This window comes from Paracoccus alkenifer (genome assembly GCF_900108405.1).
Taxonomy (GTDB): Bacteria; Pseudomonadota; Alphaproteobacteria; order Rhodobacterales; family Rhodobacteraceae; genus Paracoccus; species Paracoccus alkenifer.
The window spans coordinates 1-24,003 of sequence record NZ_FNXG01000011.1 but is presented as its reverse complement, the minus strand read 5'-3'; the positions used below and the strand labels follow the sequence as shown (position 1 = coordinate 24,003).

Annotated in this window: 25 protein-coding genes; 15 read left to right on the top strand and 10 right to left on the bottom strand. The window is 67.1% G+C overall.

Annotated features, from left to right (window positions below; genetic code table 11):
• The coding region (locus BLW83_RS15000; protein WP_090849161.1) for a zinc ABC transporter substrate-binding protein at window positions 1-748 on the top strand (748 nt) is incomplete at its 5' end.
• Here the strand turns inward: BLW83_RS15000 and BLW83_RS14995 are convergent.
• The 4 genes from BLW83_RS14995 to BLW83_RS14980 all read right to left on the bottom strand — a co-directional run bounded on the left by BLW83_RS14995 (window position 745) and on the right by BLW83_RS14980 (window position 6,227).
• A complete protein-coding gene (locus BLW83_RS14995; protein ID WP_090849159.1) occupies window positions 745-2,979 on the bottom strand; it encodes a phosphoenolpyruvate--protein phosphotransferase in 2,235 nt (744 codons plus the stop codon). The genes BLW83_RS15000 and BLW83_RS14995 overlap by 4 nt on opposite strands.
• Before the next feature lie 55 nt (window positions 2,980-3,034).
• Complete coding sequence (locus tag BLW83_RS14990) at window positions 3,035-4,291, bottom strand: aspartate kinase (RefSeq protein ID WP_090849157.1); 1,257 nt, start codon at window positions 4,289-4,291, stop codon at window positions 3,035-3,037.
• A gap of 155 nt (window positions 4,292-4,446) precedes the next feature.
• Window positions 4,447-4,899 (bottom strand): DUF1178 family protein, encoded by a 453-nt coding sequence (locus BLW83_RS14985; protein ID WP_090849155.1) that lies wholly within the window; start codon window positions 4,897-4,899, stop codon window positions 4,447-4,449.
• Window positions 4,896-6,227, bottom strand: coding sequence for a 3-deoxy-D-manno-octulosonic acid transferase (locus BLW83_RS14980; RefSeq protein WP_090849153.1), 1,332 nt, complete (start codon window positions 6,225-6,227; stop codon window positions 4,896-4,898). Before BLW83_RS14980 ends, BLW83_RS14985 begins: the two co-directional genes overlap by 4 nt.
• Window positions 6,228-6,409: 182 nt before the next feature.
• On the opposite strand from BLW83_RS14980, the gene BLW83_RS14975 reads away from it, so the two are divergent.
• The 5 genes from BLW83_RS14975 to modC are packed head-to-tail and all read left to right on the top strand — an operon-like array spanning window position 6,410 to window position 10,282.
• Complete coding sequence (locus tag BLW83_RS14975) at window positions 6,410-7,246, top strand: VOC family protein (protein WP_090849151.1); 837 nt, start codon at window positions 6,410-6,412, stop codon at window positions 7,244-7,246.
• Between the two features lie 58 nt (window positions 7,247-7,304).
• The gene (locus tag BLW83_RS14970; protein ID WP_090849149.1) at window positions 7,305-7,685 is read left to right on the top strand and encodes a winged helix-turn-helix domain-containing protein; all 381 of its coding nucleotides are present in this window, start codon (window positions 7,305-7,307) and stop codon (window positions 7,683-7,685) included.
• 52 nt (window positions 7,686-7,737) lie between these two features.
• Window positions 7,738-8,502 (top strand): molybdate ABC transporter substrate-binding protein, encoded by a 765-nt coding sequence (modA, locus tag BLW83_RS14965; protein WP_090849148.1) that lies wholly within the window; start codon window positions 7,738-7,740, stop codon window positions 8,500-8,502.
• Window positions 8,502-9,200 carry a molybdate ABC transporter permease subunit gene (gene modB / locus BLW83_RS14960; RefSeq protein ID WP_090849145.1) on the top strand — a complete coding sequence of 233 codons (699 nt, stop codon included), beginning with the start codon at window positions 8,502-8,504 and terminating at the stop codon, window positions 9,198-9,200. Before modA ends, modB begins: the two co-directional genes overlap by 1 nt.
• On the top strand, window positions 9,197-10,282 hold the full coding sequence (gene modC / locus BLW83_RS14955; RefSeq protein WP_090849139.1) for a molybdenum ABC transporter ATP-binding protein: 1,086 nt from the start codon (window positions 9,197-9,199) through the stop codon (window positions 10,280-10,282). The genes modB and modC overlap by 4 nt, the downstream gene beginning before the upstream one ends.
• Before the next feature lie 141 nt (window positions 10,283-10,423).
• Here the strand turns inward: modC and BLW83_RS14950 are convergent, their stop codons facing one another.
• Both BLW83_RS14950 and BLW83_RS14945 read right to left on the bottom strand, forming a co-directional pair.
• On the bottom strand, window positions 10,424-11,431 hold the full coding sequence (locus BLW83_RS14950) for an SDR family NAD(P)-dependent oxidoreductase (RefSeq protein WP_090849137.1): 1,008 nt from the start codon (window positions 11,429-11,431) through the stop codon (window positions 10,424-10,426).
• The gene (locus BLW83_RS14945) at window positions 11,431-12,597 is read right to left on the bottom strand and encodes a nucleotide sugar dehydrogenase (RefSeq protein WP_090849135.1); all 1,167 of its coding nucleotides are present in this window, start codon (window positions 12,595-12,597) and stop codon (window positions 11,431-11,433) included. The genes BLW83_RS14950 and BLW83_RS14945 overlap by 1 nt, the downstream gene beginning before the upstream one ends.
• Before the next feature lie 109 nt (window positions 12,598-12,706).
• Between BLW83_RS14945 and BLW83_RS14940 the strand changes: the two genes are divergently transcribed.
• The 5 genes from BLW83_RS14940 (at window position 12,707) to BLW83_RS14915 (ending at window position 18,449) form a co-directional block, all read left to right on the top strand.
• Complete coding sequence (locus BLW83_RS14940; protein ID WP_177172600.1) at window positions 12,707-13,759, top strand: glycosyltransferase family 2 protein; 1,053 nt, start codon at window positions 12,707-12,709, stop codon at window positions 13,757-13,759.
• Window positions 13,760-13,850: 91 nt separating this feature from the next.
• Window positions 13,851-14,669, top strand: coding sequence for a hypothetical protein (locus BLW83_RS14935; protein WP_090849132.1), 819 nt, complete (start codon window positions 13,851-13,853; stop codon window positions 14,667-14,669).
• 172 nt (window positions 14,670-14,841) lie between these two features.
• Window positions 14,842-15,654 (top strand): glycosyltransferase family 2 protein, encoded by an 813-nt coding sequence (locus tag BLW83_RS14930; RefSeq protein WP_177172599.1) that lies wholly within the window; start codon window positions 14,842-14,844, stop codon window positions 15,652-15,654.
• Between the two features lie 64 nt (window positions 15,655-15,718).
• On the top strand, window positions 15,719-17,521 hold the full coding sequence (locus tag BLW83_RS15855) for a glycosyltransferase family 2 protein (protein ID WP_245728922.1): 1,803 nt from the start codon (window positions 15,719-15,721) through the stop codon (window positions 17,519-17,521).
• Between the two features lie 22 nt (window positions 17,522-17,543).
• Window positions 17,544-18,449: a hypothetical protein gene (locus BLW83_RS14915; protein WP_090849127.1), complete on the top strand. Its 906-nt coding sequence runs from the start codon at window positions 17,544-17,546 to the stop codon at window positions 18,447-18,449.
• A gap of 14 nt (window positions 18,450-18,463) precedes the next feature.
• On the opposite strand, the gene BLW83_RS14910 is transcribed toward BLW83_RS14915, so the two are convergent.
• Window positions 18,464-19,135 (bottom strand): glycosyltransferase, encoded by a 672-nt coding sequence (locus tag BLW83_RS14910; RefSeq protein WP_342707539.1) that lies wholly within the window; start codon window positions 19,133-19,135, stop codon window positions 18,464-18,466.
• A gap of 6 nt (window positions 19,136-19,141) precedes the next feature.
• Window positions 19,142-19,336 (bottom strand): glycosyltransferase, encoded by a 195-nt coding sequence (locus tag BLW83_RS14905; protein ID WP_177172598.1) that lies wholly within the window; start codon window positions 19,334-19,336, stop codon window positions 19,142-19,144.
• A 142-nt stretch (window positions 19,337-19,478) separates the two neighbouring features.
• Between BLW83_RS14905 and BLW83_RS14900 the strand changes: the two genes are divergently transcribed.
• A complete protein-coding gene (locus BLW83_RS14900; protein ID WP_143042865.1) occupies window positions 19,479-19,838 on the top strand; it encodes a hypothetical protein in 360 nt (119 codons plus the stop codon).
• Between the two features lie 32 nt (window positions 19,839-19,870).
• Here BLW83_RS14900 and BLW83_RS14895 read toward each other — a convergent pair whose 3' ends face one another.
• Window positions 19,871-20,572 carry a FadR/GntR family transcriptional regulator gene (locus BLW83_RS14895; protein ID WP_090849119.1) on the bottom strand — a complete coding sequence of 234 codons (702 nt, stop codon included), beginning with the start codon at window positions 20,570-20,572 and terminating at the stop codon, window positions 19,871-19,873.
• A gap of 257 nt (window positions 20,573-20,829) precedes the next feature.
• On the opposite strand from BLW83_RS14895, the gene BLW83_RS14890 reads away from it, so the two are divergent.
• The 3 genes from BLW83_RS14890 (at window position 20,830) to BLW83_RS15580 (ending at window position 23,402) form a co-directional block, all read left to right on the top strand.
• Entirely contained in the window at window positions 20,830-21,441 is a 612-nt protein-coding gene (locus BLW83_RS14890) for a TetR/AcrR family transcriptional regulator (RefSeq protein WP_090849117.1), read from the top strand.
• A 25-nt stretch (window positions 21,442-21,466) separates the two neighbouring features.
• A complete protein-coding gene (locus tag BLW83_RS14885) occupies window positions 21,467-22,975 on the top strand; it encodes a catalase (protein ID WP_177172597.1) in 1,509 nt (502 codons plus the stop codon).
• Window positions 22,976-23,171: 196 nt separating this feature from the next.
• Entirely contained in the window at window positions 23,172-23,402 is a 231-nt protein-coding gene (locus tag BLW83_RS15580; RefSeq protein WP_143042864.1) for a hypothetical protein, read from the top strand.
• A gap of 334 nt (window positions 23,403-23,736) precedes the next feature.
• Here BLW83_RS15580 and BLW83_RS15780 read toward each other — a convergent pair.
• Window positions 23,737-24,003: hypothetical protein (locus tag BLW83_RS15780; protein WP_177172596.1), on the bottom strand; the 267-nt coding region annotated here is incomplete at its 5' end.

Sequence of the window (24,003 nt, the reverse complement as noted above, 5' to 3'; positions counted from 1 at the left end):
CACCGCGGCGCGGATCGACCTGCTGCACAGCCCCGGCACCACGGTCCTGCCCACCCGCAGCAGCCCCCTGTTCGAGGCGCATTCCCACGACGACCACGCCGCGCCGCACGACCACGACCACGACCACGACCACGACCACGACCACGACCACGACCACGACCACGACCACGACCACGACCACGACCACGACCACGACCACGGGGAACATGACCACGACGGGCATGTCCACGGCCCGACCGACCCCCATGCCTGGCTGGACCCGGAAAACGGCAGGCTGTGGCTGGACACCATCGCCGCCGCGCTGGCCACGGCGGACCCGGACAACGCCGCGCTTTACCGCGCCAACGCGACCCAAGGCGCCGCGGAAATCGACGCGGCCACCGCCGACACGCGGGCCGAGATCGCCCCGCTGCACGGGCTGCGCTATGTCGTCTTTCACGACGCCTATCAGTATTTCGAGAACCGCTTTGACCTGCCGGCCACGGGCGCCATTTCCATCAGCGACGCCTCGGCCCCCGGCCCCGCCCGGATCGCCGAACTGCGCCGGCGGACCGCGGAAATGGGTGTCACCTGCGCGCTGACCGAACCGCAGTTCGACCCCGACCTGATCGCCACCGTGTTTCAGGGGCGTAAGGTCACCACCCGGGTGCTGGACCCCATCGGCGCACAGATCCCGCCGGGGCCGGGGATGTATCCGGCGCTGATCCGCTCGATCGGGGCGGCGCTGGCGGGCTGCGCCGCGGATTAATCGCCGGCGAGGAACCGGACCACGGCCGGGCGCAGGTTGGTTTCTCCGCCCGCGCGCGCCCCGTCGATCACCCGGCGCAGCGCGGTCAGGTCGAGGCTGCGCAGCAGCGCCTTGACCGGCCCGATCGAGGCCGGCCGCATCGACAGCGTGCGCAGCCCCAGCGCGGCAAGGGCCGCGGCCTCGTGCGGGCGGCCCGCGTCCTCGCCGCAGAAACTCAGCGACACGTCATGTTCGGCGCAGCGTTTCACGATCATCTCGACAAAGTTGAGATAGGGCACCGACAGCGTGTCATAGCGCCGCCGCACCCGCTCGTTCTCGCGGTCGGCGGCAAAGAAAAACTGCTTGAGGTCGTTGCCCCCGATCGAGATGAAATCGCAGCTGCGGAAAAACCCGTCCGAGGCAAATGCCAGCGAGGGCGTTTCCAGCATCGCCCCGACCTTGACGGCGGTCGGCATCTCGTGGCCCATCGCGGCCTCGCGGTCGAGCTGCCTGTTCAGCATCCCCCGGGCGCTGGCGAATTCCTCGCCGCTGGCGATAAAGGGGAACATCACGCTCAGCTCGCGCCCGGCGGCGGCGCGGATCAGGGCCTGCAACTGCATCTTGAGCACGCCGGGCTTGTCCAGCCCGACACGGATCGCGCGCCAGCCCATCGCGGGGTTCGGCTCCTCGATCCGCTTCATATAGGGCAGGATCTTGTCCGAGCCGATGTCGAGCGTGCGAAACACCACCGGCCGGCCGCGCGCATTGTCCATCACCCGACGATAAGAGGCCGCCAGTTCGGCCCGCGGCGGCACGCGGGTGCGGATCAGGAACTGCAATTCGGTGCGAAACAGCCCCACCCCCTCGGCGCCCGAGCTGATCAGGCTGGGCAGATCCGCCATCAGCCCGGCATTCATGCACAGCCGGATGGTGGTGCCGCATGTCGTCGTCGCCGGCAGGTCGCGCAGCCCGGCATAGCGCTGCATCGCCTTGGCCTGCATGGCGATGCGTTCGCGGAACGCCGCCGCCACGCTGTCCTCGGGGCGCAGATGCACCACCCCGGTTTCGCCATCGACCAGGATGGAATCGCCGCTCAGCGCCTCGGCGGTGATGCGCCCGGCGTGAACCACCAGCGGAATGGACAGCGTTCGCGCGACAATGGCCGCATGGCTGCCGACCGAGCCGTCCTCAAGCACCACCCCGCGCAGCCGCCGACCGTATTCCAGCAGCTCGGCCGGGCCGATGTTGCGCGCGACCAGAATCGGGTTGTCGGGCATCGGCAGCCCGGTGTCGCGGCCCTGCCCGGTCAGGATGCGCAGCAGCCGGTTCCACAGATCGTCCAGATCCTGCAACCGCTCGCGCAGATAGGGGTCGGCGGTGCTTTCCAGCCGGGCGCGGGCGTGGGATTGTTCCTTGTCCACCGCCGCCTCGGCCGACAGCCCCAGGTCGATGTCTTCCTCCATCCGGCGCAGCCAGCTGCGCGAGCGGGTGAACATGCGATAGGTTTCCAGCACACCGCGCCCCTCGTCGCTGGCCAGATCGGCGGCGCTGACCATCTCGTCCACGGTCTGGCGCAGCATGGCCACGGCCTCGGCCAGGCGGGCGCGTTCCTTTTCGGGGTCGTCGCCGACCGGATTGGTGATCACGACGCGCGGCTCGTGCAGCCAGACCTGCCCCTCGGCCGCGCCCTCTTGCGCGGGGACGCCGCGGAACACGGCGGTCCGGTGATGCTCGGGGCGCTCGCCATTGCTCAGGAACGCGCCCAGCTCGGCCATTTCGGCCAGCACCATGGCGGCGACTTCCAGGCCGTAGACCTCGTCCTCGGAAAACTCGCGCGCCTCGCGGGACTGGACGACCAGCACCCCCAGCTTTTCGCCGACGCGCCGGATCGGGACGCCCAGAAACGACGGGAACACCTCTTCCCCGGTTTCGGGCATGTAGCGGAAACCCGGCTCGGACGGGGCGTTGGCGGTGTTCACGGGCTGGCCGGTGCGGGCGACGCGGCCCACCAGCCCCTCGCCCAGCCGCAGGCGGGTCTTGTGGACGGCCTGCGGGCGCAGCCCCTCGGTCGCGCACAGCTCAAGCGTCTCGGGGTCGCGGAACAGATAGATCGAGCAGACCTGCGACCGCATCGAATCGGCGATGTGATGGGTGATGCTGTTCAGCCGCGCCTGACCGTCACCGGGCGCGGCCAGCGTGTCGCGCAGCCGCCGCAGCAGCTTTCGCGATTCGCTTTCGGTCCGGTCCTGCATCTGCGGCACGCCTTTTGCTTGCGGTGTCGGGCCGGGTCCGCCCGACGGGCAGGGGTCAGGCTTTTTCCAGCTCAAAGGCATCATGCAGCGCCTGCACGGCCAGTTCCACATACTTGCGGTCGATCAGCACCGAAATCTTGATCTCGCTGGTCGAGATCACCTTGATGTTGATGTTTTCGTCGGCCAGCGCCCGGAACATGCGCGCGGCGACCCCGGCATGGCTGCGCATCCCGATGCCGACGACGGATACCTTGGCGACCTCGGTGTCCACGCTCAGCTCGTCATAGGCGATCTTGCCCTCGGCGCGCGCGGCCTCCATCGCCCCGCGGGCATGTTCGACCTGCGCGACGGGAACCGAAAAGGTCATGTCGGTCACGGCGCCGGCGTGATCCTCATAGTTCTTTTCCGAGATGTTCTGGACGATCATGTCCACGTTCACCCCGGCCGCGGCCAGCGGCTCGAAGATGGCGGCCGAGATGCCGGGCCGGTCCTCGACCGTGATCAGGGTGATCTTGGCCTCGTCCCGCGAATAGGCGATGCCCGTGACGACCTTGGCTTCCATGATCTGATCCTCATCGCACACCAGCGTGCCGCTGGTCTCATCGGTTTCGTCGAACGACGACAGCACCCGCAGCGGCACCTTGAAACGCATCGCCAGCTCGACCGAGCGGGTCTGCAAGACCTTGGCCCCCAACGAGGCCAGTTCCAGCATTTCCTCGAACGCGATGCGGTCGAGCTTGCGCGCCTTGGCGCTGATCCGCGGGTCGGTGGTATAGACCCCGTCGACGTCGGTATAGGTATCGCAGCGTTCGGCGCCAAAGGCCGCGGCAAAGGCCACCGCCGTGGTGTCCGATCCGCCCCGGCCCAGCGTGGTGATGCGCCCGTCCGGCGCCACCCCCTGGAACCCGGCAACCACGGCCACCCGCATCCCTTCGGCGAATTTCTGGTCGATATTGTCGCGCGGGATCGACACGAACCGCGCCGCGCCGTGCTGGTCGGTGGTGTTGATCGGCACCTGCCAGCCCTGCCAGCTGCGCGCCGGAACCCCCATTTCCTGCAACCGCAGCGCCATCAGCCCGGCGGTGACGTTTTCACCGCTGGCGACCACGGCGTCGTATTCGCGCGCATCATACAGCCGCGAGGTGCCCTCGACCCAGCCGACCAGCTCGTTGGTCCTGCCGGACATGGCGCTGACGATGACGATCACGTCATAGCCGCGCTCGACCTCGCGCTGGACCTTTTTGGCCGCATTCGCGATGCGGTCCAGATCGGCCACCGAGGTGCCGCCGAATTTCATCACCAGAAGCGGCATCCAAAGCCTCCAGTCGCCGGGTGGAACGGGGGGCTGATAGGGCAGCGCAGGCGCAGGGGCAAGTGGCATCAAGGCCAAATCGGCGCCCGCCGCCCGCCGTTTCGTCCTGCCCCGAATATCCCCGGCTTCGGGGCAGCGCCCCGGCCCGGCGCGGCTCAGGACAGCTTGCGGGTCAGGCGAAAGGGCAGCGGGGCGACGGGCACGCCCTCTTCGATCAGCTTGCGGGCCTCATCGGGGCGGGCCTCGCCGTGGATCGAGCGCTCGGGGATGTCGCCTGCGTGCATGGCGCGCGCGGTCGAGGCAAAGTCCCGGCCGACATAGGATGAATTTTCCTCGACATGGCGGCGCAGCGCCTGCAACGCGGCCTCGGCCGCCGAGGCGGGGCGCGCCAGCGGGCGCCCGGGTTCGTCGCCCTTGCCGGGGGGCGCGGCGCCGGCGTCCTCGCGCGCGGGGACGGCCGGGGCCATCGGCGCCTTCTGCACCGAGACGCTGCCGCAGACGGCACAGCTGACCTGCCCGGCGCCGCTCAGCGCGTCATAGGCCGCGGCCGAGCGGAACCAGCTGTCGAAATCATGCCCCTTGTCGCAACGCAGCGTGTAACGGATCATTCCTGGTCTCCTGCCGGACCATGAATATCGGAATTGCGGCCGCGCCGTGCAAGCTTGTTCGGATCGGGTGGCGGCGGCAGCCCGGACCGCGCCCCGGACCGCGCCGGCGCGGCGCCCGCATCCCCGCGCGCCCGCGCGGCCAGCGCCAGCAGCCGGGCGACCAGCGGCGCGGGGTCGGGGGCGGCGGCGTCCAGCGCCCGCCGCGCCGCCTGCCCCATGGCGCGGCGGCGGCCGGGGTCGGCCAGAATCGCGCCCAGCCGCTCGGCCAGCGTCGCGGGCGTTACCAGCCGCGCCGCGCCCTCGGCATCCAGCAGCGCGTAATCGGCGCGGAAATTCCCCACATGCGGTCCGTGCAACAGCGCGCAGCGATGGGCCGCGGGTTCCCACGGGGTATGGCCGCCGTGATCGGCCAGCGAGCCGGCGGTCAGGCACACCCCGGCCGCGGCATAGGCACCATTCAGCGCCCCCAGCCGGTCGATCAGCAACAGGGGCGGCGCGCCGGCCGCCGCCACCTCGCGCGCACCCAGCGGTTCGGGCGCAAAGCCGGCGGCGACCGCCAGCGCCGCCACCTCGGCGGCGCGGCGCGGGTGGCGGGGGGCGAGGATCAGCCGCAGCCCCGGGATACGCGCGGCCAGCGCGGCATGGGCGGCCAGCACCACCTGTTCCTCGCCCGGGTGGGTCGAGGCCGCCAGCCACACAAGGTCGCGCGCGGCGCTTTCCGGCCCCGGCCGGATCGCCGCCGGCCCCAGCAGCTTGAGGTTCAGCCGCCCCGCCAGCGCCGCCTGCGGCAGCCCCAGCGCCCGCAGCCGCGTTTCCGTCCCCGCATCCTGCGCCGACAGCAGGTCCAGCCCCGCCAGCACCGGCCCGATCAGCCCTCGTGCCCGCCCCCAGCCGCGGGCGGATCGTTCCGACATCCGCGCCCCGATCACCGCCTGCGGGATGGCGCGGCGGCGGGCCTCGGCGGCGCGGTTGGGCCAGATCTCGTTTTCCACCGTGACCATCAGCGCCGGCCGCACCGCGTCCAGAAACCGCCGCACCGCCCCCGGCACATCCAGCGGCGCCAGCTGCGCTTGCAGGCCCCAATCGCGCGCCACCGCCCGCCCGGTGGTCGAATTCGTCGTCACCACCACCGGATGATGCGCGGCCAGCGCCGCGATGATGGCGCGGGCGGAGTTCAGCTCTCCCACGCTGGCGGCATGGACCCAGATCGCGCCCCCGGGCTGCGCGGCCACGTCCAGCGCCAGCCGCTCGCGCAGCAGGGCGCCGGCCAGCGGCACCGCGGCCCTCAGCGCGGGACCGGCAAGACCTGTCGCAATTCGGTAGATCATCGCCCCACCCGGCAGATTGGAACGCCGCGCAGAACAGCCGCTGCGGGCGGGAAAGTAAACTCCCCCCGTCGCGCAAGGGGCGGCACTGCCGGCCGTCGGCGGCGATCCTTGTGCCGCGCATCCCGGCTGCCTAGCTGTATCACAGGGAGATCCCGAATGTTCAGAAACAAAGGCCGGCCCAGATGACCCCTTGCGCCACACCCACGACCTCGTTGCGGATCGGCTGGGTTGCGCTGATCGTGCGCGACCTGACGGCGCTCAGCCGCTATTATCAGGACGTGATCGGGCTGCGGCTGCTGGCCGACAGGGACGACGCCACCGGCAGGCGCCAGCTGCTGGGCTGCGACGGGCGCGTCCTGCTGGAACTGCGCCACGACCCCCACGCCAAACGCCCCGCGCGTTCAGAGGCGGGGCTGTTCCACACCGCATTTCTGCTGCCCTCGCGCGCGGCGCTGGCGGACTGGCTGGTCCACGCGCTGGCGATGGGGGTGACGCTGGACGGGGCCTCGGACCATCTGGTCAGCGAGGCGCTGTATCTGACCGACCCCGAGGGCAACGGCATCGAGATCTATCACGACCGCGAGCGGGGCGAATGGCCGCTGGCGGCGGACGGCAGCGTCTCGATGGCGACGCTGCCGCTGGATCTGCGCGCGCTGGCGGCACAGGCCGGCCGCGCCCGTTTCGCCGGGCTGCCCGCAGGCAGCAGCATCGGCCATGTGCATTTGCAGGTCGGCGATCTTGACCAGGCCAAGGCGTTTTATGCCGACCGGCTGGGGCTTGCGGTGATGTCGCGCTATCCCGGCGCGCTGTTTTTCGGCGCGGACGGGTATCACCACCATCTGGCCGCCAATATCTGGAACAGCCGCGGCGCCGGCCCGCGGGCAGACGGAACCACCGGGCTGGCCGAAATCGCCCTGATCGCCGATACGCCCGGCTTTGGCGCGCGGCTGGGGGCGGCGGGGGATAGCGTCACCATCCGCGACCCGTGGGGCACCAGCCTGAGCGTGCACAAGGGCTGAGCAGCGCGCCCCATTGTCCGGCCTTGCCCCCGCGCGCGCAATGTCGGATTCTGTGCCCATGACCAGCACCCCGCATCTGCGCCCCGAGTTCTTCATCCGCCTGTTCTTTACGCAGCAGGACATGATCGGTCCCGGCAAGGTCGCCCTGCTCGAAGGGATCGAACGCAGCGGCTCGATCTCGGCCGCAGGGCGCGAGATGGGCATGAGCTACAAGCGCGCCTGGATGCTGGTCGAGACGCTGAACGGGATGTTCAGCGCCCCGCTGGTCGAAAGCGCGCGCGGCGGCGCGGGCGGAGGCGGCGCCTCGTTGACCGATACCGGGCGGCAGGTGCTGGCGCTGTTTCGCGAAATCGAAGCCGCCGCGACCGAGGTCAACGCCGAACGGCTGGCGGCGCTGCGCGGGATGCTGGCGAAGGCTCCGCCCGGAAATAACGGTTGAGCCTCGCGCCACGCCGGTTATGTTTGGCAAAATATAACCATCGGAGTCCCACATGTCCCGCCTGATCCCCGCCCTTGCCGCGCCCCTGCTGTGCGCCGCATTTGCCCTGCCCGCGCTGGCCGACGACGTGGTGGTGTTCGCCGCCGCCTCGATGAAAACCGCGCTGGACCCCATCGCCGAGTCGTTCCAGGCCGAGACCGGCCATGACGTGGCGATCAGCTATGCCGGCTCGAACGCGCTGGCCAAGCAGATCCTGGACGGTGCGCCGGCCGACATCTTCATCTCGGCCTCGGTCCAGTGGATGGACGAGGTCGAAAAGGGCGGCGAGGTGGTCCCCGGCACCCGCGCCGACCTGCTTGGCAACACGCTGGTGCTGGTCGCCCATGACGAAAACGCGTCGCAGGTGACCCCGGCGCCGGGCTTTGACCTGGCGGGGATGCTGGACGGCGGCAAGCTGGCCATGGCGCTGATCGATTCGGTCCCCGCCGGGCAATACGGCAAAGAGGCGCTGACCACGCTGGGGGAATGGGACGCAGTGGCGCCCTCGGTCGCGCAGGCCGACAACGTGCGCGCGGCGCTGGCGCTGGTCGCGACGGGCGAGGCCCCCTACGGCATCGTCTATGCCACCGACGCCGCAGCCGAGCCCAAGGTCCATGTCGTCGGCACTTTTCCCGCCGATTCGCATGAAGCCGTGGTCTATCCCGTGGCGCTGCTGAAAAACGCCGCGGACGACGCCGACCGCGCCTTTCTGGACCTGCTGGGCAGCGCACAGGCCGGCGAGGCGTTCGCCGCGCAGGGCTTCACGGTCCTGAACTGATGAGCGACTGGCTGTCGCCCGCCGAATGGGACGCGCTGCGCCTGTCGCTGCGCGTGGCGTTCTGGGCGACGCTGGCCAGCCTGCCGCCGGCGCTGCTGGTCGCCCATGCGCTGGCCCGCTGGCGGTTTCTGGGCCACGGGCTGCTGAACGGGCTGGTGCATCTGCCGCTGGTGCTGCCGCCGGTGGTCACGGGCTATGTGCTGCTGCTGACGCTGGGGCGGCGCGGCTGGCTGGGGCAGTATCTGGACCAGTGGTTCGGCATCGTCTTTGCCTTTCGCTGGACCGGGGCGGTGGTCGCGGCCGCGGTGATGTCGTTTCCGCTGATGGTCCGCGCCATCCGCCTGTCGGTCGAGGCGGTGGACCCCCGGCTGGAACAGGCGGCGGGGTCGCTGGGTGCCTCGCGCGCCTGGGTCTGGGCCACGGTCACACTGCCGCTGATCCTGCCCGGGGTGATCGCGGGCGCCATCCTCGCCTTTGCCAAGGCGATGGGGGAATTCGGCGCCACCATCACCTTTGTTTCCAACATTCCGGGTGAAACCCAGACCCTGCCCTCGGCCATCTACAGCTTTTTGCAGGTGCCGGGGGGCGAATCCGCGGCGGCGCGGCTGGCGCTGGTGTCGGTGGCGGTCGCGATGACGGCGCTGGTCGCGTCCGAGGTGCTGGCACGGCGCGCCACGCGGCGGGTGCAGGGACGATGAGCATTTCGGTCTCGCTGCGCTACCGGCTGGCGGATTTCTCGATGGATCTTGCCTTTGACGCGCCCGACGGGGTGACGGTGCTGTTCGGGCCGTCGGGGTCGGGCAAATCCACGGTGCTGAACGCGGTCGCCGGGCTGCTGCGCCCCGACAACGGCCGGGTCGAGGTCGGGGGCACGGTGCTGACCGACACCGCCCGGCGCCTGTTCGTGCCGCCCCACCGCCGCCGGCTGGGGGTGGTCTTTCAGGACGGGCGGCTGTTTCCGCATCTGAGCGTGCGCCAGAACCTGCGCTATGGGCGCTGGTTCACCCCCACCCACACCCGGCGCACCCCCGAATCCGCCGTGGTCGAGATGCTGGGCATCGGCGCGCTGCTGGACCGCGCGCCCACCACGCTGTCGGGGGGCGAACGCCAGCGCGTCGCCATCGGCCGCGCGCTTTTGGCCGATCCGCGGCTGATCCTTGCGGATGAACCGCTGTCGGCGCTGGACGACGACCGCAAGGGCGAGATCCTGCCTTATCTGGAACGGCTGCGCGACGAATGGGGGGTGCCGATGCTCTATGTCAGCCATTCCCCGGCCGAGGTGGCGCGCATCGCCACCACGGTGGTGATGCTGGACGCCGGCCGCATCACCCGCATCGGCCCGGCCGCCGAGGTGCTTGCCGACCCGCTGACCGCCGGCCCGGGCCGCGAGGCCGGCGCCGTGATCGAGGCGCAGGTCATCCGCCACCACGACGACGGCGTGACCGAGCTTGCCGCGGGTGGCCTGCCGCTGTTCCTGCCCACGCTGGCGGCCCCGCCCGGCGCAAGCCTGCGGCTGCGGATCGCCGCCCCCGATGTGATGCTGGCCCGAGGGCGGCCCGCGGAAATTTCAGCGCTGAACATCCTGCCCGGCACGGTAGAGACGCTGACCGACCAACGCGGCCAGGTGCTGGTGCGGCTGTCCACCCCTGCCGGCCCGGTGCTGTCGCGCATCACCCGCCGTTCAGCCACCCAGCTGGGCATCGCCCCGGGCGAGGCAGTGACCGCGGTGGTCAAGTCGGTCAGCCATGCCCCCGCCGACGTCGGCCGCGCCCACGGCTGACCGGCCGCCGGCTCTTTCATCTTGCCGAAAATATCCTCGGGGCTTCCGAGCGCCCGGAAAACAGTCCTGTGGACTGTTTTCAGCGAGGAAGGCCGCGGCAGCGGCCGCGGGGGTGGAAAACCCCCGCTCCGGCGGCGCAGACTAGGCGCCGCCCCCGTAATATTCCCGAAACCACGCCACATAGGCCGCGACGCCATCCGCCACAGCAGTCTGCGGCGCATAGCCCGACAGCGCCCGCAGCAGCGTGGTATCGGCCCAGGTGGCCGGCACGTCGCCCGGCTGCATGGGCAGCATCTGGCGCTGCGCCTTGCGGCCGGCAGCAGACTCGATCGCGGCGATGAAATCCAGCAGCGGGACCGGGGCGCCGTTGCCGATATTGACCACGCGATAGGGCGCAACCGGGGACAGGCTGTCGAAATCCCCTGCCCGCTCACCCCCCGGCACCGCATCGACCAGCAGCCGGATGGCGCGCACCAGATCGCTGACAAAGGTAAAGTCGCGCAGCATGTCGCCGTGGTTGAACACCTTGATCGGGCGGCCGTCGAAAATCGCGCTGGTGAACAGATAGGGCGCCATGTCGGGCCGCCCCCACGGGCCATAGACGGTAAAGAAACGGAACATCGTCACCGGCAGGCCGAACAGATGCGCATAGGAATGCGCCATCGCCTCGTTCGATTTCTTGGTCGCGGCATAGAACGACATCTGGCTGTCAGCCTTGTCGGTCTCGCGATAGGGCATTTCGGTGTTCGCGCCATAGACGCTGCTGGTCGAGGCCAGCAGCATGTGCCGCGGCGGATGGGCGCGCGCGGCTTCCAGCAGCTCGAACGTGCCCAGCAGGTTCGCCTGCACATAGGCGCGCGGGTTCTCGATCGAATAGCGGACCCCGGCCTGCGCGGCCAGATGGACCACCGCCTCGGGGCGTTCCTCGGCGAACAGCGCCGTCAGCAGGCCGGGATCCTCGACCGCGCCGCGCACCGCGCGATAATCGGGGTCGGACGCAAGCTGCGACTCGCGCGCGGCTTTCAGCGCCGGGTCGTAATAGTCGTTGTGGTTATCAACGCCGACCACGCGCCAGCCCTCGGCCAGCAGCAGCCGCGACAGGTGGAACCCGATGAACCCGGCCGCGCCGGTGACAAGGGCGCAGCGCATCAGTCGTTCCCGAACAGGTCGCGGGTGAACACGCGGTCGGCGACGTCGGCCAGATCCTCGGTCAGGCGGTTGGCGATGATCAGCTCGGCCCGGTCCTTGAACTCGGCCAGGTCGGGGATGACCGGCGAGTTGAAGAAATGTTCCTCGTCCAGCACCGGTTCATAGACCACCACCGGGATGCCCTTGGCCTTGATCCGCTTCATGATCCCCTGCACAGAGCTGTCGCGGAAATTGTCGGACCCGGCCTTCATCACCAGCCGATAGACACCGACGGTCCGGGGTGCCCGCGCGACGATCTGTTCGGCGATCACGTCCTTGCGGGTGCGGTTCGATTCCACCACCGCCGCGATCAGGTTCTGCGGCACGGTGGCGTAATTCGCCAGCAACTGCCGCGTATCCTTGGGCAGGCAATAGCCACCATAGCCGAAACTGGGGTTGTTGTAATGCGCGCCGATCCGCGGGTCGAGGCACATGCCCTCGATGATCTGGCGCGCGTCCAGCCCGTTGGTCAGCGCGAAACTGTCCAGTTCATTGAAGAATGCGACCCGCATCGCCAGAAACGTGTTGGAAAACAGCTTGATCGCCTCGGCCTCGGTCGGGCCGGTGAACTGCACCGGCACATCCTTGTCCACCGCACCGGCCAGCAGCAGGTCGGCAAAGCGCCGCGCCTGCGGGGTGGTATCGCCGACCACGATGCGCGAGGGGTGCAGGTTGTCATGCAGCGCCCGCCCCTCGCGCAGGAACTCGGGCGAAAACAGGATGCCGTCCCAGCCGTGTTCGGCACGCATCCGCTGGGTGAACCCCACGGGCACGGTCGATTTCACCACGATGGTGGCGTCCGGCGCGATGCTGCGGACCTGCGCGATCACCAGCTCGACGCTGGAGGTGTCAAAGCGGTTGCTGCGCGGGTCATAGTTGGTTGGCGTGGCCACGATGACATATTCGGCGCCGGAAAACGCCTGCACCGGGTCCAGCGTCGCGGTCAGGTCCAGCCTGCGCCCGGCCAGAAACGCGGCAATATCGGCATCCTCGATCGGCGAAAGCCCGCGGTTCACCTGATCGACCCGCGCGGGGCTGACATCCAGCGCCAGCACGCTGTCGCCCTGCGCCAGCAGCACGGCAAGGGACAGGCCGACATAGCCCAGCCCGGCGACGGCAATTTTCATGGCAAACGCTCCGCGACTCAAATCGGCGTTTTCTTATCAGTTTATCTCGTATATTCCATGGTCTATCGAAATTTTGTTGCAGATCGCAGCCCGAACCCAGGTGGCGCCGATGCGGCTGATGATCACCTCGATGCGCGACGAGGCGCCGTTCCTGCTGGAATGGATCGCCTATCACCGCGCTATCGGCTTTACGGATTTCCTTGTCTTTTCCAACGACTGCGCCGACGGCACCGATGCGATGCTGGACCGGCTGGCGGCGCGAGGAATCATCACCCATCTGCCCAACCCGCGGCAGGGACAAAAAGCCGTGCAGTGGCAGGCGCTGACCCGGGCGCGCGCGCATCCGCTGGTGCAGCGGGCAGACTGGATCATGGTGGCCGACGTGGACGAGTTCCTGGTGATCCACGCGGGCGCGGGCCGGCTGGACGACCTGTTCGCCGCCGCGCCGCAGGCCGATGGGTTCGCGGTGCCGTGGCGGATGTTCGGCAGCGCAGGCCGGTTGCAGTTCCAGCCCGGGCTGGTGATCGAGCAGTTCACCCGCTGCGGCCCCGAGGCGCTGCTGTGGCCGCTGCGCGCCGGCCAGTATAAAAGCCTGTTTCGCAACGCCCCGCATCACGCAAGGCTGGGCGTCCACCGCCCCCGCGCGCAGGGCGGCAGCGCTCCACACGGCCTGTGGGTGGACGGGAACGGGCAGAAATTCCGGCCCTCAAGCAGTTTCATCCTGTCGGAAACCGACAAATACGGGCTGGCGCAGATCAACCACTATGCGCTTGGCTCGGCCGAGAATTTTCTGGTCAAGACCATGCGCGCCACCCCCAACCGCGAGGACGAATCCATCGACCTCGGCTATTGGATCGAGCGGAACTTCGACGCGGTCGAGGATCGGCGCATCCTGCGTCACCTGCCTGCGGTCCGCCAGCAGATCGCCGCTTTCCTGTCCGACCCCGAGCTGGCGCGGCTGCACGAGGCGGGCATCGCATGGCGCCGCGCCCGCATTGCAGAGGCGCTGCTGGACGACCGCCGCTCGCTGCTGTTCACGCGGCTGGCGCAGGCGCCCTCGACCCCGGTGCTGCCGATGGAGCTGCAACGCCGGCTGTTCCGCCTGCGATCGCGCGCGCAGGCGGCGCTGCGCGACCGCGCGGGGCAGGAACCGGACGCCTGACCGCCGGGCAGCCATTTTGCCGCAAGCCACTGGCGTATATGGAACGCAGCGGCTAATAACCCCGTATTTCTGCCTGTAGCGAGTTTTCCAGATGACCCTTGACCGACGCCCGGTAGCCTCGCTGTGGATCGGCGACCGGCTGCATTACCTCAACCAGCTGTGCCTCAAATCGCATCTGCTGCACGGCCATCCGGTCACGCTTTACTGCACCGATGCGGTGGACAATGCCCCCGAGGGCGTCGAGATCCGCCCCGCCTCCGAGATCATGGATCTGGACATGGCGCTGGTTGCGGAAACCTCGGCCTCGTTCCTGTCGAACGTGTTCCGCTACAAGATGATCCGGCAGACCGGGGCGCTGTGGATCGACTGCGACGCCTTTTGCCACCGGCCGTTCCCCGAGGAATGGGACTATGTGTTCGCCGGCCACGGGATGCGCGGGGCGCTGAACTGCGGCGTCGTCGGGCTGCCGCGCGAATGCGAGCTGATGGACCGGCTGCTGGACTACTACGACAACCTGCCCGATTATCCGGCCTGGTGGGGCAAGAAACAGCGCCGCCAGATGGACAAGCTGACCGAAAAGGGCGGGCTGTCCCACGCCGCCGCCATCTACAAGACCGAGCGCACCGCATTCGGCCCGCAGGCGTTCACCTGGTTCGCGCAGCAGACCGGCGACATCGCCCGCGCCATGACCCCCGACGTGCTGTATCCGGTGCCCTTCCAGCTGAACGACGTGTTCTTTGACCCACACGGCCGGGTCGAGGGCCATTTCACCGACGCCACCGTTTCCGTCCATCTTTACACCAACGGCACCAAGCCCTGGTGGCGCAAGAACCCGCCGCTGGAAAATTCCTATGTCGCGCGGATGTGCGAACAGGCGGGGATCGAGGCGGCAGCGGCGCTGGAGGGATAAGCATGTTCGGGTGACGAGGCGGACGCTCAAGCCAAGCCACTCTCCCTATTGAGCTATCCAGTCTGCGCCAAGCCGGAGCGCAACTACCGTTGAAATACGGCTTATCGGGCCTGTCGTCCCACAGCTATTCCGCACCGATTTGTTGTTCAAAGCGAAATCCAGAGGATGCCAAGTGGAAACGCCCCGCCTGTCAGTCATCGTAACGACTCATTATCGGCCCCGGCTTCTGCGGCGCGCTTTGGACTCGGTCAAGGCACTGGGGGATGGAATCCAGATCGTGCTTTGTGCAGACGAAGGCAGCGATGAAACTCGGCGTGTCGCTCTTGATCACCTGCGCAATAGTGACGTGTTCCTGTCCCTTCCGGGTCACCGGGGTCCAGCCGAGACGCGCAACGCGGGCCTGCAATTTGCATCCGGTCGCCATATTTCATTCCTTGACGACGATGATACGCTCAACGCTGACTGTATGCTTGGGCTGCTGGACAGGTTGACCGACCACATCGTCCACTTTACCGATTACCGCAAAATCTTTGAAGAAACTGGCGCCGATGGCGTGATTTCCACCATTCGCACAAAAGAAAAAAGCACTGCGCGAAAACCGCTTGCCGATCTTGAGGTGCGAAACTTCATCCCGGTTCACGCATTCTTTGCACCTCGGACAATTATCCGGAACCTTCAATTCGATCGCAACCTTACAATGAGCGAGGATTGGGAGTTTTTGCTGAAACTGCAAGAGCGGGCGGAATTCCGGCATGTCCCGATTGCATCAGCAAACTGGCATATCCAGCCTTCAGGGCCGACATCCCGAAATGTCGGAGAGCGCAAGATTCGCGCAAGAAACTATCTCAAGATATATGAGCTTCACCCTGCATCGACCGAGGGCATTCTTCGCGGACGCATGCACCGCCTGAAAGAATTAGGTGTCGACCCCGACCACCCCGACACCCAGCGCGCGCTTCAGATTGCGGTTCGATCGCCGCAATAACGAGAAATTCGGGCGTCTTTCAGCCCGAAAGAGAAAAGTTGCCGCTTTTTTACGGAGCCAAGCCGTGAACCTGAAAAAACACGTCAGCCCCCACGGCACCGTCATGGCCGTGTCGATGATGAAGGACGAGGCGCCGTTCCTGCTGGAATGGTTCGCCCATCATCTTGCCGTCGGTTTCACCGACATTCTCGTCTATACCAACGACTGCACCGACGGCACGGTCGAGATGTTGCAGCGGCTGGAAGAACTGGGGCTGGGCCACCACCGCCCCAATGTGATCGCGCCGGGCGTCAAGCCCCAGCCCTCGGCCCTGGGCCACGCGCAGGAAGAGCCGCTGGTGCAGGATGCCGACTGGGTGCTGGTGTTCGACGCCGATGAATTCCTGTCGGTGAATCACCCCTCGGGCAGCATCGACGGGATGCTGGACGATGCGGTGGCCCAGGGCGCAAACGGCATCGTCATCACTTGGCGCATCTTTGGCTCGAACGGGGTGGTGGACTGGTCGCGCGCGCCGGTGACGGAACAATACACGCGCGCCGCGCCGGCCGACTGGAACAAGGGCTGGGGCGTCAAGACGCTGTTCAAATTCGACCCGGAATACTGGAAGCTGGGCATCCACCGCCCCTCGATCCGCAACAAGCATCTGGAAAGCGGCTTTGCCGACAGCGTGCGCTGGCTGAACGGCTCGGGGCGCGAGATGCCGGATTATTTCCGCTTTCACGGCTGGCGCTCGATCCGGCGCTCGATCGGCTATGACTGGGCGCAGATGAACCACTATGCGGTCAAGTCGGTCGATGCCTATGCGCTGCGCCGGCTGCGCGGCAATGTGAACAACAAAGCTGACAAGTATAACGCCGATTACTGGGCCTTGCAGGACCGCAACGAGGTCGCGGACACCCGCATTCTGCGCCACGCACCGCGCCGGGCCGAGATCATGGCCGAGCTGCTGCGCGACCCGGTGCTGGCCCGGCTGCACGAGGACGCCCTGACCGGGGCCGAAGCGCGGCTGGCGGATTTCCGCGAAACCGACGCCTATCGCACGCTGCGCGAGGGGCTGATCGGGGCCAGCAGCACCCCCATCGCCAATGTCGAGGCCAAGCCGCCCAAACTGCGCGACCCCACCCGCATCGCCGAGTTGATGCTGCGTGTCTCGGGCGAGAAACCCCTGCCCCGGGCCAAGGCAAGCATGATAGCGGCGGCCGATCCCTATCGGCCTGTCGTCAAGCTGTCCGACGCTGCCGACTGGGTGCCGAACCAGGATATCGAGCTGCCCGCCGACCCGGGAGTGTTCGCCGAAACCGCACTGGCCGCGGTCCGCGCCGGCAAGTTCGAGCGCCGCCATGTCCGCAATATCACGGCGACGCTGGGCGATGCGGTGCGGCTGCTGGATGTCGGCGGCGGCGTGGGGCTGGCCGCGATCAAGGCCCTGCGCGCGAACCCCCGGCTGATCGTGATGGTGCAGGACGACCGCCCCGGTCTGGCCGATGCGGCCAAGGCGGTCCACCGCCGCAACGGCATGGGCGACAGCGCGCAGCTGCGGGTGGTCGGCGGGTCGCTGCGGCTGGGCGCCGACGGCCCGGACGAGGCCCGCGGCCTTGCCGCCTGCCTGCGCGATTTCCGCCCCGACACGCTGCGCCTGTCACGCCCCCACGACGTCAGCCCGGCCACGCTGGCCGCGATGCCGCTGGCCACGGTGCGCCGCGTCATCATCCCGCTGGACGCGGACGCCGACCCCGCCGCCATCCGCGCCGATTACGAACCGGCGCTGGCGGGGCTGGGCTTTGCCGAAAGCGGGGCAGAGGCCGACAGCGGCTCGGTGGTGTTCGTGCGGACGCCGTCCACGCCCCTCGAAATGCGCGGGGATTGACCTTGCGCCACGGGATATTCCGATGAGCTCATTAACCCTGTTCTATATCGCGCAGCCCGGTCCCTATGCGATGATGGGCAGCGTGCTGCTGGCCTCGATCCGGCAATTCCTGCCCGGCCCGGTCAAGGTCGTCGGCTATTGCCCGGAACAGATGATGGGCGATCTGCACCCCGCGGTGCTCAGGGCGCATGAGATGCTGGATGCCGAAATCCGCCCGTTCAAAACCGAAGCGATGTGGGACAGCCCCTATCCGCACGGCAACAAGATACTGGCCTGCCTGCAACCGCGCGAGACGGATTATTCCGCCTTTATCGACAGCGACGTGATGTTCCTGCGCACGACCGATCCTGCCAGCCTGTTCCGGCCCGGGCATGTCTCTTGTTCGCCCGCGGCGTGGATGGGATGGACCGGGCAGGATGTCTGGGACAGCATCTACCCGGTTTTCGGCATGGACGTGCCGGAACAGCGCATCACTCTTATGCGCAACAAGGGTCTGGTGGCGCCCTATTACAGCTCCGGCTTTGTCGTCTTTCCCGAGCGCCACGGCCCTAACGGGCGCTTTGCCGACATCTGGTATGAAACCGCGCGCATTCTGGACCGGCAAGAAAACATTCCACGGCGCCGCCCATATCTGGATCAGCTCAGCCTGCCTGTGGCGATCCTCCGCGCCGGGCTGGACTGGCACGAGCTTTCCGAAGAACAGCATTACATCATGGGCGGCAAGATGAAGGGGCAGGCCCTGCCAGCCGACAACGAAATTCAGGCGGTCCATTACCGCAACGACAATGTTCTGCGCGCCGCGGGGCTGCTCAAGACCAAGCGGCAGATCGTCAAGCAGGCTTACGGGGTAAAGTTCGTCACGCGGCTGGCCCCGGACGCCCCTGTTCCAGCAAGCGACCAAGAAGGCATCGAGCGGCCCGAGCTATGATGCCGTGACGGCAATCACCCGGCCCAATCGACAAACCCCTCAGGTGTGAACAGGAACGGGAATCGCGCCCTCACCTCGTCATCATCCCGCTGTGGCACCCAGCGGGCGGATTGCTCGACCCGCGAATCGTTGAAGTCGTGGATGCCGCGGACATACATCGGCGGGTCTCCAATCAGCCGGACGCCCAGTTTCGGCGGGGCCTTCTTGTGCTGGATCGCAAGGATGTTCTTGGCGTGGTCCGAAACGATCATCGTCAGGCCAAGGTTGATATAGGGGTAGCGGATGCGGAACAGCGCCGGGCCGCTACCGGAATTTTCGCGCAGCATCAGCCCGAAACCGCGGGAATAGGATACGAAATACGGCAGTTTCCGGCCGATGTCCGGGGTTTCCTGCTCGATCAGGGCGAATTGCCGCCGCAGTTCCTGCACGAAATCGGCGGCCAGCCCGTCGTCGTCGTCCAGCGCGACTTGCGCCATGGTCTGCCCCGGATAGCGCCGTTGCAGAAAGCGGCGCAGCGCCGCGCGTGCGGGCATCGGCCGCTCGGCCACGATGGAATACCGCGCGGGGTCGCCATAGCTGCGGGCGCAGGCTTCGGCCAGCCCCGCGGCAGCGCTTGCCGGCAGGTCGCGGCTGGTCAGGATGAAGTGGTGAAAATCCGGCTCCGTCTGCGCGGCCAGCGACGGCAGGGTGATCTACGAAAACAGCCGCAGCCGCTGTTCCAGCCGCTGGGGCTGGAACAGCAGCTCGCGGTCGCGCGAGGCGTCGCTTTTCCACCCGGATTTTCCAAAAAACGAAAATCTGGTGACGATCACCACCGGGATGTCGCGCAACGGGATCTCGCCGTCTGCGGAAAGGGACGCGGCGGCAGCCATGCTGTCATCTGTCATGTGGCGTTCCGATTTTTCCGGCCCTGCGACGACCTGTCGCCGGGCGCACAGGCGCGAAATGGCGCCCCCTTGCTGCGCGGGCATCGGCTTTCGCCGCAAGACGCGCTATGTTTGCCCCAACCCGGCTGCACAGGAGTGGCGAATGTTGAAACCGGTTCTCGTGGTCCTGACGCTTGCGCAGGGGGGCGGCACCCATCTGGCGCTGACCTCGGCCGAGGATACGCAGGAATGTCTGGCCAAGGCGGATGTGGTCGCGCAGGTGCTTGAGGGCGCCGGGTTGCAGGTGATCGAGGCCCGCTGCGGTGAAACCGCGCTGAACTTTACGCCCTATGGCCACAGCGACAAAAGCGGCTCTCATATCCATCCGTGGCGCGTGATCCTGACCGAAACCGACGTGACCATCGAGCCGCTGGCCCCCGGTGAGACCTGCGACCCCGCCCCCGATGCGATGCCCGCGGTCCATTGCGCGCTGTCGGCGCAAACGCTTGAAGCGGACGGCTGAGCCGGCCCCCCGGCGCGCTGGCCGGCGCAGGTTCATTCCGGCCGCGGATCGCTGCGGCGGCGTTCGAACAGACGGTCGCGCAGGCTCAGCAAATGGGCGCGCATCGCCTCGGCCGCGCGGTCGGCATCGCGATCCTGTATCGCCAGGAACACCTGTTCGTGCTCTTCCATGTCGCGGCCGGTTTCCTCGATCTCGCGGCGTGCCGAGCTGTTGTGGAACCTGACCCCCGCGGCGATATGCTCGCGCAGCGCCGAAATCGAGGTCGAGAAATAGCTGTTTCCCGAGGCCGCCGCGACCGCCATGTGGAACTGGAAATCCGCGTCTTCGCGCTGGGTCTGCCGGCTGGCGGCATAGCGCATGATCCCCATGGCCGAGGCGATGCCGTCAAGCAGCTCGGCATCGTGGCGTTCCGCCGCCAACGCCGCCGCCGCAGGCTCGACCGTCAGGCGGAATTCATAGAAATCCATCAGGTCCGCGACGTTTTCCAGCGGCCCATAGCCCAGCGGGCTGCGCACCCCGAGCGTGCGGACGAAACTGCCCGCACCCTGGCGAGAATAGATCAGCCCCTTTTCACGCAGCCGCCGCAGCGCCTCGCGCACGACGGGACGGGACACATCGAATTCGGCTGCCATCTCATGCTCGGAGGGCAGCCGGTCGTCGTCCTGATAGGCACCGGACTTGATCGCAATTTCAAGCCGGTCGAACACGGCATCTGCAAGGCTTCTGCGGGACATTACGTGTAGACCACTGATTTCAAATGATGACGATATACTTAATCCCCTGTTAGCAGTGTTCGCCGCGACACGGAACACTTGGATTCGCGTTGCAGACATATCGGTCCAAATCCGCCACATCATGCCCCCCGGACCCGCCCGGCGCGTCCCGCGCGACGTTGCGGAACCCTGTCGCGGGGGGCGGGTGATTCGTTCTGGACTGCCCAGTCCATAACTGCTAGTGAACCCGTGCAGCAGGAACAAAGGATGGACGGAACATGGGACGGCCCAAGGAATTCATCGCCGAGGATGCGTTGACACAGGCCACAAGAGTGTTCTGGACCAAGGGCTACGAGGCCACGACCATGGTCGACCTGCTGACCGCTACCGGGCTGAGCAAAAGCAGCCTGTATGAGACGTTTGGCAGCAAGCGCGACCTGTTTCTGGCAGCGCTGTCGGGCTATTGCGACGAACGGACGCAGATGATGCGGGAACTTTTGCAAAGCCGCGCCACCGCGCGCGAGGCGATCACCGCGTTTTTCGCCCTGATCGTCGAGCAGGCCCGCCAGGAAGGCCGCCCCTTTGGCTGTCTCAGCTGCAACGAAGCCGCCCAGATGGAGGCGCATGACACCGAGGTCCAGCGCGTGGTCGCCCGCGACCTCGACTCGATGGAGGCGGCCTTTGCCGAGGTGATCGACCGCGGCCACGCCGATGGCTCGATCCCGCCACAGGTGGACAGCCGCCGCCACGCCCGGTTCCTCAATACGCTTCACCACGGGCTGCAACTGATGGCCCGCACCCGCAGCGTGGACCGGATGGAGGACACAGTCGCGGTCGCGCTGGCCGCGCTGGATCAAGCCGACGGCCTCGCCCGGCCCGCATCCCAGTGATTTTTAACCAGGAGAGAGAACGGACATGACCGACAACACCAAGACCGACTATTCCGGCATGGGTCATTCGACCATGACCAACGGCGCCCCCGCGCCCAGCGACCGCAATTCGCTGACCATCGGCGCCGACGGCCCGATCCTGCTGCATGATGTGCATTTCCTTGAACAGATGGCGCATTTCAACCGCGAAAAGGTGATCGAGCGTCAGCCCCACGCCAAGGGCTCGGGCGCCTTCGGGTTCTTCGAGACGACCGAGGACGTGTCGAAATACACCAAGGCTGCGCTGTTCCAGAAAGGCGCGCGGACCGACATGCTGGCGCGGTTTTCCACCGTGGCCGGCGAGCAGGGCAGCCCCGACAGCTGGCGCGACGTGCGCGGCTTTTCGCTGCGGTTCTATTCGGATCAGGGCAACTACGACCTGGTCGGCAACAACACCCCGGTCTTTTTCATCCGCGACGCGATGAAGTTCCCGCATTTCATCCGCAGCCAGAAACGCCTGCCCGCGTCGGGCCTGCGCGACAACCACATGCAGTGGGATTTCTGGACCCTCAACCCGGAAACCGCGCATCAGGTCACCTATCTGATGGGCCAGCGCGGCCTGCCCCGCACCTGGCGCAACATGAACGGCTATGGTTCGCACACCTATATGTGGATCAACGCGGCGGGCGAGAAATTCTGGGTGAAATACCACTTCCACACCCAGCAGGGCGAAAGCTATTTCTCGAACGAGGAAGCCGCGCGGATGGCGGGCGAGGACGCCGATGTCCACCGTCGCGACCTGTTCGAATCGATCGAGCGTGGCGACCATCCGAAATGGGTGATGTCGGTCCAGGTCATGCCCTACGCCGAGGCCAAGACCTATCGCATCAACCCCTTTGACCTGACCAAGACCTGGCCGCACGCAGATTACCCGCTGATCAAGGTCGGTGTGATGACGCTGAACCGCAATCCGGACAACTTCTTTGCCCAGATCGAGCAGGCGGCGTTTTCGCCCGGCAATCTGGTGCCGGGGATCGGGCTGTCGCCGGACAAGATGCTGCTGGGCCGGGCGTTCGCCTATAACGACGCGCAGCGCAACCGCATCGGCGCGAATTTTCACCAGCTGCCGGTGAACCAGCCCAAGGTGCCGGTGAACACCTATATGATCGACGGGCCGATGAACTATCATCACACCGGCGCGGCCCCGGTCCATGCCCCCAACAGCGGCGGCCGGCCCTGGGCGGACGACACCGGTCCGGCCTATGACGGCTGGGAAACCGACGGTGACATGGTGCGCCAGGCCTATACGCTGCGCCCCGGCGACGACGACTTCACCCAGCCCGGCACGCTGGTGCGCGAGGTGATGGACGACGCGCAGCGCCAGGCGCTGGTCGATCAAGTCGCCGGCAGCCTTGCGGGCGGCGTGCGCGAGCCGGTGCTGAGCCGCGCGCTCGACTACTGGAAAAGCATCGACGCCGATGTCGGTCGCCGGATCGAGGAAAAGCTGCGCGCAGGTGCCGCCTCGGAGCCTGCGCAGGGCATGGGCGAGGGCTGATCCAGGCCGGGGCCGCCCGGCAGGGACGGCCCCGGTTGCCCGCCACAAAGCCGGGCCTGAACGATCGGCCGCGCAGCAATCTGCGCGGCCTTTCCCGTTCGCCATTCGCTGCAAACGGGCGGCTTGACCCCTTTGACCCTTTCAATTTCTGCACCCGGCTGGATATCCGACTGATTCCGTTCACCGCGATCGTTTCTTGTCGTTGTTTCTGAAAGACGCCCACTTGGCCTTGTCGGCTGCCATTGTTCCTTGCGGCCACAAGACGACAATCCTCGGCGTCAGCGGCACTCATGCCATGTTTCGACGCGAAAAATCCTTGCGAGACAACGAAGCGTCGCCCGAACTGCGCCCCGGCTGCGATTGGCCCATCGGCTTTGCTTTCGCATCGCAAGTGAAAGTCATTCAAAATATGGCGCAGCAAGTATAAATAAGCGCTCTTACCTGCTCACTCCATTCCATAGCCGAACGCCCGTAACCCGCCAGCCGTTTGATTACGACCCCAGCAGAGCGGACATGGCACACCAACGTAATTGACGGACAACACCCCGTCAGAACCGCTTCCAACGCCCCCAGCCTGACCTGATTTTCTTTCCGCAAGCATAGACAGACGGGCACAACCGCTCTGGTCGGACTATACAGCCTGCCTGCCGATGATCGCCGCTGAACTTGGCAAAGTGTTCTTGAATTTTCACGGATCTGGGCCGCGTGGGTGATCGGCTCGCTGATGCCGCCGACGGTGCCTGGGCCAAAACCGGGCGGATTCAGGGCAGGTCAGGGTGCTTGATCCGTTCCCATCTTTCGCCGTCAAAGCGAAAGATATCCTTGCTGGCCACGGCCCAGATCACCTCACCGAAAGCTTGCACAAAAAACGGCCCGCCCAAAGCATATTCCGGGTTGCTGTCGAGGCGGTTGAGTCTGGGCAGGCGCGGCTCGAATCGGCTGACCGTGTTCGATTGCAGGTCGAGCTGCCACAGCCCGCCGGGACGGACAGTGGCAGGCATCAGCAGGCTGTCACGCCACGGCGCGAA

Excerpts from the sequence above, each read along its gene's own strand:
- BLW83_RS14935 (WP_090849132.1), top strand. The coding sequence starts at position 13,851 with ATGACCCTTGACCGACGCCCGGTAGCCTCGCTGTGGATCGGCGACCGG.
- modC (WP_090849139.1), top strand. The coding sequence starts at position 9,197 with ATGAGCATTTCGGTCTCGCTGCGCTACCGGCTGGCGGATTTCTCGATG.
- BLW83_RS14885 (WP_177172597.1), top strand. The coding sequence starts at position 21,467 with ATGACCGACAACACCAAGACCGACTATTCCGGCATGGGTCATTCGACC.
- BLW83_RS14895 (WP_090849119.1), bottom strand. The coding sequence starts at position 20,572 with ATGTCCCGCAGAAGCCTTGCAGATGCCGTGTTCGACCGGCTTGAAATT.
- BLW83_RS14985 (WP_090849155.1), bottom strand. The coding sequence starts at position 4,899 with ATGATCCGTTACACGCTGCGTTGCGACAAGGGGCATGATTTCGACAGC.
- BLW83_RS14890 (WP_090849117.1), top strand. The coding sequence starts at position 20,830 with ATGGGACGGCCCAAGGAATTCATCGCCGAGGATGCGTTGACACAGGCC.
- BLW83_RS14945 (WP_090849135.1), bottom strand. The coding sequence starts at position 12,597 with ATGAAAATTGCCGTCGCCGGGCTGGGCTATGTCGGCCTGTCCCTTGCC.
- modB (WP_090849145.1), top strand. The coding sequence starts at position 8,502 with ATGAGCGACTGGCTGTCGCCCGCCGAATGGGACGCGCTGCGCCTGTCG.
- BLW83_RS14900 (WP_143042865.1), top strand. The coding sequence starts at position 19,479 with ATGTTGAAACCGGTTCTCGTGGTCCTGACGCTTGCGCAGGGGGGCGGC.
- modA (WP_090849148.1), top strand. The coding sequence starts at position 7,738 with ATGTCCCGCCTGATCCCCGCCCTTGCCGCGCCCCTGCTGTGCGCCGCA.
- BLW83_RS14940 (WP_177172600.1), top strand. The coding sequence starts at position 12,707 with ATGCGGCTGATGATCACCTCGATGCGCGACGAGGCGCCGTTCCTGCTG.
- BLW83_RS14995 (WP_090849159.1), bottom strand. The coding sequence starts at position 2,979 with ATGCAGGACCGGACCGAAAGCGAATCGCGAAAGCTGCTGCGGCGGCTG.
- BLW83_RS14915 (WP_090849127.1), top strand. The coding sequence starts at position 17,544 with ATGAGCTCATTAACCCTGTTCTATATCGCGCAGCCCGGTCCCTATGCG.
- BLW83_RS14990 (WP_090849157.1), bottom strand. The coding sequence starts at position 4,291 with ATGCCGCTTCTGGTGATGAAATTCGGCGGCACCTCGGTGGCCGATCTG.
- BLW83_RS14950 (WP_090849137.1), bottom strand. The coding sequence starts at position 11,431 with ATGCGCTGCGCCCTTGTCACCGGCGCGGCCGGGTTCATCGGGTTCCAC.
- BLW83_RS14980 (WP_090849153.1), bottom strand. The coding sequence starts at position 6,227 with ATGATCTACCGAATTGCGACAGGTCTTGCCGGTCCCGCGCTGAGGGCC.
- BLW83_RS14975 (WP_090849151.1), top strand. The coding sequence starts at position 6,410 with ATGACCCCTTGCGCCACACCCACGACCTCGTTGCGGATCGGCTGGGTT.
- BLW83_RS14970 (WP_090849149.1), top strand. The coding sequence starts at position 7,305 with ATGACCAGCACCCCGCATCTGCGCCCCGAGTTCTTCATCCGCCTGTTC.
- BLW83_RS14905 (WP_177172598.1), bottom strand. The coding sequence starts at position 19,336 with ATGACAGATGACAGCATGGCTGCCGCCGCGTCCCTTTCCGCAGACGGC.